16 protein-coding genes are annotated in these 14,150 nt (G+C 31.4%); 12 read left to right on the top strand and 4 right to left on the bottom strand.

The features are described from left to right. Positions 1–21 precede the first annotated feature (21 nt). On the top strand, positions 22–324 hold the full coding sequence (locus AC1Q5Z_RS03445) for an antibiotic biosynthesis monooxygenase family protein (protein WP_343588835.1): 303 nt from the start codon (positions 22–24) through the stop codon (positions 322–324). A gap of 144 nt (positions 325–468) precedes the next feature. Further along, positions 469–942, top strand: coding sequence for a 23S rRNA (pseudouridine(1915)-N(3))-methyltransferase RlmH (gene rlmH / locus AC1Q5Z_RS03440; protein WP_035648259.1), 474 nt, complete (start codon positions 469–471; stop codon positions 940–942). 47 nt (positions 943–989) lie between these two features. Here rlmH and AC1Q5Z_RS03435 read toward each other — a convergent pair whose 3' ends face one another. After that, positions 990–1,628: a hypothetical protein gene (locus AC1Q5Z_RS03435; RefSeq protein ID WP_492443820.1), complete on the bottom strand. Its 639-nt coding sequence runs from the start codon at positions 1,626–1,628 to the stop codon at positions 990–992. 139 nt (positions 1,629–1,767) lie between these two features. Next, the gene (folP, locus tag AC1Q5Z_RS03430) at positions 1,768–2,592 is read right to left on the bottom strand and encodes a dihydropteroate synthase (protein WP_343588836.1); all 825 of its coding nucleotides are present in this window, start codon (positions 2,590–2,592) and stop codon (positions 1,768–1,770) included. Positions 2,593–2,809: 217 nt separating this feature from the next. Here folP and AC1Q5Z_RS03425 point away from each other — a divergent pair, with 217 nt between their 5' ends. The 7 genes from AC1Q5Z_RS03425 (at position 2,810) to tpiA (ending at position 7,952) form a co-directional block, all read left to right on the top strand. Continuing rightward, the gene (locus AC1Q5Z_RS03425; RefSeq protein ID WP_198856124.1) at positions 2,810–3,352 is read left to right on the top strand and encodes a DUF1599 domain-containing protein; all 543 of its coding nucleotides are present in this window, start codon (positions 2,810–2,812) and stop codon (positions 3,350–3,352) included. Positions 3,353–3,439: 87 nt separating this feature from the next. Beyond that, positions 3,440–4,561 carry a BT_3928 family protein gene (locus AC1Q5Z_RS03420; RefSeq protein WP_278022072.1) on the top strand — a complete coding sequence of 374 codons (1,122 nt, stop codon included), beginning with the start codon at positions 3,440–3,442 and terminating at the stop codon, positions 4,559–4,561. Positions 4,562–4,647: 86 nt separating this feature from the next. Further along, positions 4,648–5,103: a DUF2750 domain-containing protein gene (locus tag AC1Q5Z_RS03415; RefSeq protein WP_343588837.1), complete on the top strand. Its 456-nt coding sequence runs from the start codon at positions 4,648–4,650 to the stop codon at positions 5,101–5,103. Between the two features lie 63 nt (positions 5,104–5,166). After that, the gene (locus AC1Q5Z_RS03410) at positions 5,167–5,622 is read left to right on the top strand and encodes a hypothetical protein (protein ID WP_343588838.1); all 456 of its coding nucleotides are present in this window, start codon (positions 5,167–5,169) and stop codon (positions 5,620–5,622) included. Between the two features lie 41 nt (positions 5,623–5,663). Further along, positions 5,664–6,323: an alpha/beta hydrolase gene (locus AC1Q5Z_RS03405; RefSeq protein WP_492443819.1), complete on the top strand. Its 660-nt coding sequence runs from the start codon at positions 5,664–5,666 to the stop codon at positions 6,321–6,323. A gap of 325 nt (positions 6,324–6,648) precedes the next feature. Beyond that, positions 6,649–7,143, top strand: a complete 495-nt coding sequence (locus tag AC1Q5Z_RS03400; RefSeq protein ID WP_488753904.1) for a TlpA family protein disulfide reductase — start codon at positions 6,649–6,651, stop codon at positions 7,141–7,143. 56 nt (positions 7,144–7,199) lie between these two features. Then, complete coding sequence (gene tpiA / locus AC1Q5Z_RS03395; protein WP_198856130.1) at positions 7,200–7,952, top strand: triose-phosphate isomerase; 753 nt, start codon at positions 7,200–7,202, stop codon at positions 7,950–7,952. A gap of 164 nt (positions 7,953–8,116) precedes the next feature. Here tpiA and AC1Q5Z_RS03390 read toward each other — a convergent pair whose 3' ends face one another. Further along, positions 8,117–10,450, bottom strand: a complete 2,334-nt coding sequence (locus AC1Q5Z_RS03390; RefSeq protein WP_492443818.1) for a hypothetical protein — start codon at positions 10,448–10,450, stop codon at positions 8,117–8,119. Further along, positions 10,410–11,549: a hypothetical protein gene (locus AC1Q5Z_RS03385; RefSeq protein WP_343588842.1), complete on the bottom strand. Its 1,140-nt coding sequence runs from the start codon at positions 11,547–11,549 to the stop codon at positions 10,410–10,412. Before AC1Q5Z_RS03385 ends, AC1Q5Z_RS03390 begins: the two co-directional genes overlap by 41 nt. A gap of 112 nt (positions 11,550–11,661) precedes the next feature. Between AC1Q5Z_RS03385 and prmA the strand changes: the two genes are divergently transcribed. The 3 genes from prmA (at position 11,662) to AC1Q5Z_RS03370 (ending at position 14,144) form a co-directional block, all read left to right on the top strand. Then, a complete protein-coding gene (prmA, locus tag AC1Q5Z_RS03380) occupies positions 11,662–12,495 on the top strand; it encodes a 50S ribosomal protein L11 methyltransferase (protein WP_343588843.1) in 834 nt (277 codons plus the stop codon). 36 nt (positions 12,496–12,531) lie between these two features. Beyond that, positions 12,532–12,807, top strand: coding sequence for an ATP-dependent Clp protease adaptor ClpS (locus AC1Q5Z_RS03375; RefSeq protein WP_198856133.1), 276 nt, complete (start codon positions 12,532–12,534; stop codon positions 12,805–12,807). Between the two features lie 65 nt (positions 12,808–12,872). Then, positions 12,873–14,144, top strand: a complete 1,272-nt coding sequence (locus tag AC1Q5Z_RS03370; RefSeq protein ID WP_492443817.1) for a sterol desaturase family protein — start codon at positions 12,873–12,875, stop codon at positions 14,142–14,144. Positions 14,145–14,150: the final 6 nt, after the last annotated feature.

Raw genomic sequence — 14,150 nt, 5'->3', positions numbered from 1 at the left:
CGGGTTTGATAACAGTAAACTATGATATTAGAAGCCGCATTTCTTTACGTAAAACCAGAATTAGCCAATCAATTTGAAGTTGATTTTACTAAAGCAAGCCAATATATTTCATCAATCGATGGTTATTTAGGGCATAGATTAGAGAAATGTCTCGAAGTCGAAAACAAATATCTTTTACTGGTCGATTGGAATACATTAGAAGATCACACAGTAGGTTTTAGAACTTCTGAAGCGTATCTGGAATGGAAAAATATTTTACATCATTATTACGAACCTTTTCCGATTGTAGAACATTTTGAAACGGTTTTTGAAAACAAAAAATAAAGTTTTCATTTTGCCACAGATTAAAAAGGATTAAAAAGATTTGTTTAAATTTAAAATAATCTAATCTATGTTAATCCTTTTAATCTGTGGCAAAAAAAATAAATTCGTGCGAATTAGTGTAATTCGTTGCAAAAAACTTAACCAATGAACATCAAACTTATAGCAATAGGCAAAACAGATAATAAATCGCTTCAGACTTTGATAGACGATTACACCAAACGCTTGTCGTTTTACATCAAATTTGATCTGGAAATTATTCCTGATATCAAAAACGTAAAAAACTTATCTGAAAGCCAGCAAAAAGAAAAAGAAGGCGAATTGATTCTATCAAAACTTTCGGCAACAGATCAATTGATTTTGTTGGATGAAAACGGAAAAACATTCTCAAGCGTTGGTTTTTCTGAAGAATTACAGAAGAAAATGAATTCTGGAGTTAAAACTTTAGTTTTCGTAATTGGTGGTCCTTACGGATTTTCTGAAACCGTTTATAAAAAAGCACAAGGAAAAGTTTCTCTTTCGCTAATGACTTTTTCGCATCAAATGGTTCGTTTATTTTTCATAGAACAATTATATCGCGGATTTACGATTTTACGCAATGAACCTTATCATCATCAATAGATTCTTTAAAGGGGCAAAGATTCAGAGAAACAAAGGTTCAAAGTTTTTTAAGTTTTAAAAATGTACTCTACTGGGAGTTTATCAAGGTTATATGTCACCTCTTTTTGCAGTAGAATTTTATACTGGATATACTCTTCGTAGCTCATATTCTTGTCGAATAAAAACACTAAATCTGGTACTCTTTCAAACTTTATACTGTAAAATTGCTTTAGTATTTCTGAGATTTTTATTTCCTGATTAGCCATAAAAACCTGTTGTTTCCCTTTTTTAAAGTAAACTACAAAACTTCCTTGAGCAGGTCTTTCCATTTTATAAAACACTTTCGTGAAAGGTAGAAAAGCTAAATTCTTCCCTATAGAATCTGCATAAGAATAATAGTTTTCAGATTCTTCGTTTTGATGCATTTTCTCATTACGCTTTTTTTCCTGCATTTTAATTACTTCTGGGATTACCTTTTTTAATGGCAAGCGTTTGTCAATATTGAAAATCCAATTGGTTGAAATTATGGCGCTTTTTCTATTTAAATCTGCGATTGTATCTTTTCCCTCAACTTTAAAAAAGAGGTAAATCGGCGAATGATCTTGTACGTCTTTTACAATTGAAACATTTGATTTTGGCAATAAAACGTCTTCTTTTTTTCCGCAGGAGAAAAGTAGGAAAGCTATAATTAGGGTAAAGTATTTCATATTTTTAAAATTCATTTTACACAAAGTTTGTCATTTCGACGAAGGAGAAATCTTCGCAAGTAACTCCGCAATGAGAATCCATTCTTTGTCGATCTAGCAACGAAGATTTCTCCTTCGTCGAAATGACAAAACTGGCGATTTACAAACTCATTTTACCAAACAAAGTAACACATTCCATCGCTTCTTTCACATCATGAACTCTCAAAATTTTAGCTCCTTTTGTCAAAGCAATCGTATTCAAGAAAGTAGTTCCGTTTAAAGCCTCTTGGGGTGTAATGTCAAGTGTTTTATAAATCATTGATTTTCTAGAAATTCCAGCTAAAACGGGTAATTCCAAAAGATTAAAAAGTTCCATTTTCTGCATTACTTCATAATTCTGATCGGTTGTTTTAGCAAAACCGAAACCTGGATCTAAAATCAAATCGTTGATTCCTAAACTTCTTGCTTTTTTCACTTTTTCAGAAAAATAAAAAAGCATTTCTTTTATAATATCATCGTACTGCGTCAAACTTTGCATCGTCTGCGGATTGCCTCGCATGTGCATCATGATGTACGGAACGTTATAATGCGCAATTACATCAAACATTTTTTCGTCTAGTTCTCCAGCCGCAATATCGTTTATAATTGCCGCGCCACTTTCTATGCTCGCTTTGGCAACCTCAGCTCTAAAAGTGTCAATTGATAATAAAGTTTCTGGAAAGTGTTTTAAAATCAATTCTATCGCTGGCACAATTCGGTCAATTTCTTCTTGTTCGGTTACAAACTCAGCACTTGGTTTACTAGAATATGCTCCAATGTCGATAAAAGTTGCTCCTTCTGAAAGCATTTTATCAACTCTCGAAATAATTTCGTCTTCGTTTTTATATTTTCCGCCATCAAAGAAAGAATTTGGAGTAACATTTAAAATTCCCATTACTTTTGGAATTTCCAAATCAATCAAACGGCCTTTACAATTAATTGTCATTTGTTCTGTTATTTTTTATTTCAGGTTTCAAGTCTCAGAACTTACGCAATCAAAGTCGACTTTAAACCTGAAACTTGAAACATTATATTTTAGTTTCAACTTCGTAGCATTAACACTTTGTTAAGAAAAAACTTGGAACAAAGAAAACCTTAAACTTGAAACTCTTAAAAAATTATGCTTATTTTTGAAGAAATTTTAGCAAATATACAGCATATAAATGAAGAATACTTCCCAAGAGTTTGATAATGTTATCGCGGTTTGCCGAACATTGTACATCAATAAAATGAAAGATTACGGTAGTGCGTGGAGAATTTTAAGATTACCATCGCTAACTGACCAGATTTTCATAAAAGCACAACGAATTAGAAGTTTGCAAGAGAACGATGTTCGCAAAGTTGACGAAGACGAAAAAGGAGAATTTATCGGAATAATCAATTATTCGATCATGGCTTTGATTCAGTTAGAACTTGGCGTTGCAGATCAGCCGGATCTTGACGTTGAAAAAGCAACTGAATTATACGATGCTAAAGTGAAATTGACTAAAGATTTAATGGAAGCTAAAAATCATGATTACGGCGAAGCTTGGCGCGATATGCGTGTAAGTTCTTTAACTGATTTGATTTTGCAAAAAATTCTTCGCGTTAAACAAATTGAAGATAATAAAGGAAAAACTTTGGTATCTGAAGGTATCGATGCCAATTACCAGGATATGATTAATTATTCTGTCTTTGCTTTAATTCTAAACCCAATAAACAAATAAAATTTCAAAAAATAAAATCCCAAATTCCAACTTTAAAATTGGAGTTTAGGATTTAAAAATTTGGAATTTAAACCCTAAATATTTGCCATGAAAAACATCATTACCCAATTCTCCCGATTATTTGTCGGCGTCTTATTTATTATTTCTGGATTAATAAAACTGAACGATCCTGTTGGTTTCTCTTATAAACTGGCAGAATACTTTAGTGAACCTGTTTTTAATATGCCATTTTTAGAGCCGTTGGCTTTAGGGCTAGCAATTTTCTTAGTTATTCTAGAAGTAGTTTTAGGTGTAATGCTTTTGGTTGGCTACAAATCAAAATTAACTATTTGGGCTTTATTATTATTAATCGTTTTCTTTACATTCCTTACTTTCTATTCTGCTTATTTTGATGTAGTAAAAGATTGTGGATGCTTTGGAGACGCTTTACACTTAACGCCTTGGCAGTCATTTACAAAAGATGTTGTTTTACTTTTCTTTATCTTGATTTTATTCATTAATAAAAAACTGGTAAAACCTTTATTTTCAAAATTGGTTACCAATATTATTACTTTAATCAGCATTATTTTATGTGTATTTATGGCTGTTTGGGTTTTAAATCATAATCCTATCAAAGATTTCCGTCCTTACAAAGTGGGAACAAACATCGAGAAAGGAATGGAAATTCCTGAAGGTGCTCCAAAATCGGTTGTAGAAATGATTTTTATCTACAAAGTAAATGGTGTTGATAAAGAATTTACAGAGAAAGATTTAATGAATATTCCAGAAGGAGCGGTATTTGTTGATCGTAAAGACAAAGTAATTACCGAAGGCTACATTCCGCCTATTCATGATTTCACCATGACTAAAGATGATTCTGATTATAAAGAAGAATTATTAAAAGAGCCAAAATTATTAATCTATGTAACTTATGATTTGAATTTATCGAATCCTGACGGAATGAAAAAGTTAGCAAAAGTTACTGCAGATGCAAAAGCAAAAGGTTATAAAGTAATCGGAATGACTGCTTCTGGAGCTGATGAAATAGCGAAAGCTAAAAAAGATTATGCTTTAGATATTGATTTTTATTTCTGCGATGGAACAGCTCTAAAAACTGTTGAAAGAGCAAATCCTAGCATTGTAGTTTTACATAAAGGAACTATCGTTCAAAAAGTACACTACAATGACGTTGATGATTTGAAATTATCTGATGTAGCTTACGGTATTTAAAATACCAACTAAAATAATTTATTAAACGCCAATTTCCTTTTCAAGGTTTTGGCGTTTTTTTTCATTTATAAAATCCTTTCAGTAGAATGTTTAAAAATCATATTGACATAAAGTTAAAGCACGAAAAATTCATTAAAGAAGTATGCGAAACAGAAATTGTATTCGCATTAAAAAGCAAAAACGGATTCGCTACTTCTTACTCTAATGAATTTGAAGACGAAGATGGAGAACCAATAGAAATCATTTGCTTTTGGTCAAAAGAAATTATGGCAAAAATATGTGCAAAAAACGAATGGGACGATTATCATCCTGCAGCAATTAATCTATCTGATTTTCTTGAGAATTGGTGTATTGGCATGCATAACGATGGATTGCTGGTTGGAACAAACTTTGATCAAAACCTTTTTGGCTATGAAAGTGAAGGCTATAATTTGATTCTAGAAATAATAACAGAATTAAAAAAGACAAAAAAAGAATTAGATCTTAAAAAATTCGAAAATATAGAAGATTTTGAAAATCAAACGAAGAAAACAATTAGATAGAAGGATATAAATAATTTTAAAAAATAATCCTACATTTGGTCAAACCAAAAACTATTTTTAATCATGAAAAAACTTCTAAAGATTTCAGTTTTACTAGTCCTAATTTTTACTACAGGATGCGATTCACCTCAAATAAATTGTGATACTGGACCTGTAATTTATACTTTCGAATTTGTTGATAAAGATTCTGGAGCAAATTTGTTTGACAATGGTACTTTTCCTCCACAAACGCCTGTGACAGTAACCGATTTAAATCAAAATAAGATAATTCAAACCTCTTATCTGAAAAGTAACAATTCAGATCGTGCTTTGTTAGTATTAGGATTTGCAGAAGGAACATTTAAATACGCTGTAAATATTGGAGACAAACCTGCCTTTGAATTATCTGTTGTTACAGAAAGAGTAAAAGGAAGCCAATGCAGTAGTATCGTAAAAAAGGCATCTGAAATTAAAAATGCTGAATATGAACAAGAAAAAACAACTGGAATTTATAAAATTCTCATGAATACAAAAAACTAAAATCGATTTAAATCCATTTTTACATTCTACATAATCTATTCATGAAAAAACTCTTTCAAACACTTACTTTCTCGTTCTCCATTTTATTTTGCATTGCGGGTTTCGGTCAAACAAAAAATGAAAATCAACGCTATATCTTCTTTTTTCATAACAAATTTGTTGAAGAAAATGATCTAAATGTAGCTCATCCAGAATACGGTAAAGCAGAATACAATGAGATTTTAGAATCTTATAGAAAAGATAACTTTATTGTCTTTAGTGAAAAAAGAAAGAAAAACACAAACTCTGCAGAATATGCTGAGAAGATAGCAAAACAAATTAAAAAGCTTATAAAGAAGGGCGTCCCAGCAAATCATATTACAGTAATTGGAACTTCACAAGGCGGTTATATTGCCCAATATGTTTCAACTTATCTCTCCAATCCTGATCTAAATTTTGTTTTTATTGGATGCTTTAGAGATGTCGACATTCAAGAAATTCCCGATCTTAATTGGTGCGGAAATATTTTAACTATTTATGAAAAATCAGATATTTACGGAGTTTCTGCTATTAAAAGAAAAGAAACTTCTAAATGCAAAATAGATTATTTTAAAGAAATTGAACTTAATACAGGCCTAAAACATGGCTTTTTGTACAAAGCTGCAGACAATTGGATTGCTCCAAGCAAAAAATGGGCAAATGGAAATTATGAGCTGAATTAAAGATTCAAAAACATAAAAAGAAGTCTTCAATAATTTTAATTTTATTGAAGACTTCTTTTGTTGAAACCTGACGTTTTTTTGATTAAAATCTTCTTCTTGAAATAAAATTTTTATCATTTTTTTTCTTCTAAAATAGCTTCATAAAAAAGAAACATCATTTTCAGCCTCTACTATTACGATTTCAAAACGTTTTTTTCAACCAAAAAACAGCGTTTTGTTACAAAATGAACGACTCTTCAAATTTTGTTAATGTACAATTGGCATTCCATTTGTTTGTTTAACTTTGTGAATTCAGTACCATAATAAAAAACAATTTTAATAAAATATGAAACAATTAGTCCTTGTCGTAATTGCATTTATTTCTTTTTCTTGCTCACAAGCTCAAAAAACAGCTTTTTCAAAAGAAGCTTTATCTGAGAAATTACTAGCTCTTGACGGAAGTCAGGTTACTTTCAAAAACGTTTTAAAAAAATATAAAGGAAAAACTTTGGTTATCGAAGTTTGGGCTTCTTGGTGTGGTGATTGCGTAAAAGCAATGCCAAAACTAAAAGAATTACAAGCTGGTAATCCTGAAGTATCATACTTATTCTTATCTGCTGACAAAACAGCTGATAAATGGAAAGCAGGAATCGAAAAACACGAATTAAAAGGCGACCATTTCATGATGAACGACGGAATGAAAGGTGTTTTTGGAAAAGCTATTGATTTAGATTGGATTCCGAGATATATCGTAATTGACAAAACAGGTAAAATTGTTTTATACCGTGCTATCGAAACTGACTTCGAAAAAATCAATTCTACTTTACAATCATTGAAATAATTTTTCAATCACAACATTTTAAACAAAAAACAAAAAAATAATATAAAACTACCAAAATGAGAAAATCGATTGTTGCAGGAAACTGGAAAATGCATAAAAATGCTGCGCAAACTGAAGAGTTATTAAACGAATTAATTGCTAAAATTCCAGCAAAAACAAATGCACAAGTAATTGTAGCGCCAACTTTTGTTAACTTACAAGCTGCAGCTGCAAAATTAAAAAATACAACTATTGGAGTTTCTGCTCAAAACGTTCACCAAGCTGAAGGTGGTGCTTTTACAGGAGAAATTTCTGCTGATATGTTAACAAGCATTGGTGTTAATACCGTAATCTTAGGTCACTCTGAGCGTAGAGCTATTTTTCACGAAACAGATGCTTTAATCGCAGACAAAGTTAATACAGCTTTAAAACATGATATGACAGTAATCTTCTGTTTTGGAGAAGAATTAAAAGACCGTCAGTCTGGAAATCACTTTAACATTGTTGAGAATCAATTACGTGATGGTGTTTTCCAAATCGCAAAAGAATCTTGGTCTAAAATTGTTTTAGCTTATGAGCCTGTTTGGGCTATCGGAACTGGAGAAACTGCTTCACCAGAACAAGCACAAGAAATGCACGAATTTATTAGAGAAACAATCCGCAAAGCTTTTGGAGCTGATATCGCTGACGAAGTTTCTATTTTATACGGTGGTTCTGTAAAACCAGAAAACGCTAAAGAAATCTTCTCTAAACCAGACGTAGATGGTGGTTTAATTGGAGGTGCTGCTTTAAAAGCTGACGATTTCTTAGCTATTGTTACTGCTATCTAAAAATTATTTTGCCACAGATTAAAATGATTTCCACAGATTTTATCTTAAGTTTTGAATAAATCCTTTTAATCCTTTAATCTGTGGCCTAAAACAAAAGCGATACTTAAAAGTATCGCTTTTTTATTTCTATATAATTTGAACCTCATCAAGCATTAACAATTTTACTAATTTATAAATGATGATAGTAACGGACAATTATACTTTTTAAACGTTGGTGTTGTTTTATAAATTGAATAAAAATTAACCAGTTCCTTCCCTGCTTTAAACGGATTTTTAGCTTCTTCTTCAGCTGTAATCAACTCAGCATAGTGATTGTAATAATTACATTCAAAAATCATTAAACTGGCCATTGCTTTTTCGTTACTGTTTTTAGACATTTTTAAAGCTTTTTCGTAATACATTTTGGCCATTTTCAAATTGTAATAATTGCCGTTTTGGTATTTCTTTTCGTTTTCGGTATTATCTCCATAAACATAATCGATATATGATGCGCCAGAACTCCAATCGTATGCAAGCATCATCCAGGAATTACCCAAATACGAAACATTAAAATAAGCGTGAGCCAATTGCAAATTACTGTTTGCTGTATTTTGCTTTTTCAATTGAATTAATTTGGCTATAAAATCGGTTTTATTGAAACTATAATCAAACTTTCTTTCTTCTTGTTTTTGAAGGATTTTAGGCGAAAATGGGTTTTCGTTTAAATATGTTTTATACTCATAGTTCTTTTCCCAAAAATCTTGCGGCATACTTGAAAAAGTCTCGTAAGCCAATTCGAGATTATTATTTCTAAAAGCAATGGTTCCTTTTAAATCTTTGTAATAATTGACATTTGGCGCAATTGTTCCAGAACAAATATATTTTTCGAAAGGCGTTTTATCTTTTTTCTGCTGTAGAGCCATCAAAAGATCCATATCTTTTACAGATGCATTTCTATCAAAATATCCTATATAATTAAAGAAACTAGAATTACTATATTCTGAATATTCTCCATCATTTTTAATATCCGATTTCATCGAAAGCAAGCCAGCCGTAACAATGTCGCTTTTTTTGCGAAAATCGCTACTTGCAATTCGGTATAAACTGTATAAATTTTTAAATAATCCGTGATCGGTTTCTACTAGATTTTCGACCGAATCAAAATAAGTATAAAGCTGGTTCTGAACTTTCTCATCTTTTAAATTATCTTGTTTTAATGAAACCAATGCCAGCTGAATATTCTTCTGCATTTGTATCGAAGCATTGGCTTTATTAGAAATTAAATCAGTATATTTTTTTCCTTCTTCAACCTGATCGTCAATAAAGCACAATTGAGCAATTGCTGCTGTAATATAATCTTTTTGCTCGCCAGAAGTTTGTTCACGAATCGAAATCAGGTAATACTCTAATTCTCTCAGGTATAAAATATCTTTATTGAAATTTTCTTCTTTTACTTTACCATAATTGTACCAATCAGTATCACCAAACACTACTGATGGCGCTCCATCACTTGTATATTGAGGTGTAAAAATCCAATCTTCGAGTTTATTTACTTCTCTTCCTATCAAGAAACTCAAAAACAAACTGTTGGGACTTAATGCATAAATTTCTTTAATCGCTTTCAAATCAGGTGCAGGATTTCTAAGACTTTCAATAGATAAAATAACGCTTCGTTCTTCATCGTTTTGAGCTAACGCTAAAGTCTCTGCTGTCAATTTCCAATTATAATGCTGTAAAACGGCAAACGATTTTTCTTCGCAAGTATTAAAAACTTTACTCAACAGGTAATTTTGCAAAGGCTTATTATCAATACATAAAGCATTATAATACAATGCCCACGGTTTAAGTATTGTATTCGATTCAGAAGCAAAATAAGTATTGTATAATTCTATAACGTTTTGCTTTTGCTGGGCGTAAAAATAATATCGCAACGCTAAAAAAGCATAACGCTGTTTTAGAAATGAATCTTTAGCCGATTTTATTTTCTTTTCAAAATCAAAAGTATCTACTAAATCATCATTCTTATAATTACTGCCAACTTGATCCCAAGATTCCCATTTTGTATATTCTACATTACCGTATTCCAGTTTTTTAGCCAGCAGAATATAATTTAAAAAGGCTTTGTTTTTAGACAATAATAAAGCCTCTACAAAAGTGTTTTTAGGAAATGTGCTTTTCAATGTTTTATTTTCAAAAGCAGTTTGAAACTGTTCAGAATCTGTTTCATACAAAATCACATGAACATCGTCTGGATTAATACTGTTTCCTAACTTCTTTTTCCACTCTAAACAATTCTTTTCCTGATCTACACTAGAAATAGTATTGGTCGCATAGTAATTATCTGCCGAATAATAAAACGGCGTAAGCTTAAAGAATCCTTCACGTTGCGCCTTAAACAAAGCTAATCGGCTGGTTTCGGGAGAAACACTCCATCCGCAGGCAAATGAAAACTGAACGCTTAAGAGTAAAAGTAAACTGTTAAAAGCGCGCATAAAAATTGGAGATATTTTCGGTTCCATAATCGTTTATGTATTTTTTATCAAAAGAGAAAAAAGTCACTTTTGTATCATTATCAATCTGAATTTTGTTTTTAACAATCGAAATCATTTTATCCAATTCATTGTCTGAAATTTTTTCGATTCTAATTTCATCACCATTTCTAAGATACGTCTGACCTATTAAAACATCATCTTGCAAAACATATTTTGAATCTGAAGTTTTCTTTACTTTAATCGTATCTTTTATCAATTGATCGTATTCGGACAAAATGCCTTTAAATTGATTTCCTCTAAAAGCAACTGCCCAACTGTATAATGGCAACGCAATATCTAATTTGAGTTTATAATCGCTATGTGTTATATATTGCGCCAATTCTTCGCTAGTTCCTATTGAGTTTTTAGTCTGAAAATCATCTGGTTTTGTAATATTATAACACATCAGCAAACCTCTATCAACTGGCGGAATTCCAGCTTTTGTAGCATATTTATATTGCCAAAGCCTTATAGTTGCCACAAGTTTTGACGACGGAAATTGTTTTTTAATTTGTTTTAATAAATAGAAATAATTCTTCTGTGATTTTTCGGTCCAGTCACAGTCAATCAGAATTTCTTTAAAATCAACTTTTAATTTGGCCGATTCTGCTTTTTTTACAGAATCGTAATCTAAGGCTTTGAAGTCTTTCTGCTTGTAATAATCTTTTGGATAAACGATATTATAAGCATTGCTTTCTGCTTTTCTGTCATTCATCCTTTTTCCAATCTGACCAATTCGGCGTGCCATTCTAGCAGCAAGACTATCCAACTGTTTTGTATCCGATTTTAAAACCACCTCATTAGTAATAAAAATACTTGGCGTAATCTCAATATTACTTTTATTGAGTGAAATATTCGAAATAGTTGCAACAGGCAGCGGTTCTTTGGAATACGGATTATAGTCGACATCAAAAAAACGGACATACATATGCTGGAGATCCATTTTCTTTACTAAAGAATCTTCTGCTTCTTGAAAATACATGTCGGTTTTCCAATAACAAAAAGATCTCACAACATCGTGTTCGTTTTCGCAGCTTGCGGCGCTTAAAACAACCAATAAAAGCACTAAAACAACATTTTTGACCATAATAAAAAACTTACAAAATTCAATTCAAAATTAGCATTAAAATTTATAAGAATATGATTTATTTATGAATAAATTTTACTTTGGATTCTTACCTTTGCAAAAATTTTTATTTATGTCGAATATATATTTAGGATATCATTTTACAATTGAGCCAAAAGAGTTAGGTTCTGAAATTTTAGTGGCTGAATTGGGCGAAAAAGCGTTTGAAAGTTTTACAGAAACAGAAAACGGAATTTCTGCTTTTGTGAAGAAAGATTTATGGGATGAAAATATTCTAGATGATATTTATATTTTACAATCTGAAGAGTTTAAAATTGAATATACAATTGAAGAAATCGATCAGGTAAACTGGAATGAAGAATGGGAAAAGAATTTTGAACCAATTGATGTTGACGGAAAATGTCACGTTCGCGCTCCGTTTCACGAGAAAACTAATGCTGAATTTGATATTGTAATTGAGCCAAAAATGAGTTTTGGAACTGGACATCATGAAACCACTCACATGATGATTCAGCATTTACTTGAAATGGATGTGAAAGGCTTAAAAACCCTTGATATGGGATGCGGAACTGCAATTTTAGCGATTTTAGCCGAAATGAAAGGCGCTGAACCAATTGATGCCATTGATATTGACAATTGGTGCTATTTAAACTCAATTGAAAATGCTGAACGCAATAATTGCAAACATATCTCCGTTTATGAGGGCGATGCAGCTTTGTTGGCAGGAAAAAAATACGATTTGATTATTGCTAACATCAACAGAAATATTTTGCTAAATGATATGCAAGCATATGTTGATGCTTTAAACCCAAAAGGTATTATTCTTTTTAGTGGTTTTTATGAAGAAGACATTCCATTTATCGATGCATCATGCGTTGAAAAGGGTTTAACTTATGTTAAAAAGCTTCAAAGAAACAACTGGGTATCTTTAAAATACGTAAATTAGATACTGATAATCAATTCAGTACAAAAACTATAAAATATGAGTACTAAAGAAAAAGTCAGAGAAAGAGTTCGCGAAAAAGAAGCGGTTGCTTTTAATAACGAGATCATTGTGTATAATGATGATGTAAACACTTTTGATCACGTAATTGATACTCTTATGCGCGTGTGCAGCCACACAGCCGAACAAGCAGAGCAATGCTCATTGATTGTACATTATAACGGAAAATGCACTGTAAAAACAGGTCCGATAGAAAAACTAAAACCTCAATGTACACAACTTTTGGAAGCTGGGCTTAGCGCCGAAATTGTTTAATTGACCCATAATTTAAAAAGCATTCTATTTTATTCTATATTTGGATAAAATAGAATGCTTTTTTTATGGAAGAATATGGCAAAATATTAATTATCGCAATGCCGATTTTTTTAGTTTTAATTGTAATCGAAAAACTATACGGCATTTACAAAAAGAACGATACTGCTCCATTAATAGACAGCGTATCGAGCATAAGTTCTGGCATTACCAATTCGGTTAAAGATGTTTTGGGGTTGAGTATAACTTTTCTTTCCTACGAATGGCTAGTTTCTAAAATTGCATTACAGCATTTAGAAGCAAATGTTCTCTCCTACTGCATAGCTTTTTTTGTAATTGATTTTTATGGTTATTGGAGTCATCGTCTGGCGCATCAGATTAATTTTCTTTGGAACAAACATGCTATTCATCACAGTAGCGAAGAATTTAATCTTGCCTGTGCACTTCGTCAACCCATTGCAAGTTTAGTCAATTTGTTTACTTTTTTGCTTATTCCTGCCGCTTTACTTGGCGTTCCTGCTTCTGTTATTGCTATCACACTTCCAATTCATTTATTTTTACAATTTTGGTATCATACAAAGCATATCAAGAAAATGGGTTTTATTGAGCATGTTTTGGTAACGCCGTCGCATCATCGGGTGCATCATGCCATTAATCCAGAATATCTAGACAAAAACCATTCGCAGATTTTTATTTTTTGGGACAAACTTTTTGGAACTTTTCAGGAAGAATTAGATGATGTCCCTCCTGTTTTTGGAATTACAAGGCCTGCCAATACATGGAATCCGATTAAAATAAATTTCCAGCATTTGAGTTTATTAATAAAAGATGCTTGGCGCGCTCCAAAATGGAAAGATAAATTAACCATTTGGTTTAAACCAACAGGCTGGCGTCCTGAAAATTTTGAAGAAAAATATCCTGTAAACAAAATTGAAAATGTTTTTGATTTTGCAAAATATGGCACCCAGAATTCTCAAAAATTAATATACTGGTCTGTTGCACAAGTTTTAATAACCTTGCTATTTGTGAGTTATTTATTTGACAATATTGCCAAAATTGGCCTGCCAAATATTTTTATCTATGGCTTCTTTATTTTTGTAACCATTTATAGTTACACAGAGTTAATGGATAAAAATCGGTTTGCACTTTTGTGGGAAGCAATCCGATTAGGAATTGTAATCTGTATTATTGGTTATTATGGTGATTGGTTTGGTTTAAATCGTGTAATTCCGATTAGTAATTATATTATTTTTGCCTACTTGTTTTTATCATTTTTAATGACACTTTATTTTGTCAATTTTGATTTTAAAACCAACCAAAACCAATATATCAATTCATAACCCCTA

It is taken from the genome of Flavobacterium sp. GW823-FHT06G12 (assembly GCF_058794775.1).
This window is presented reverse-complemented; position numbering and strand designations above follow the sequence as displayed.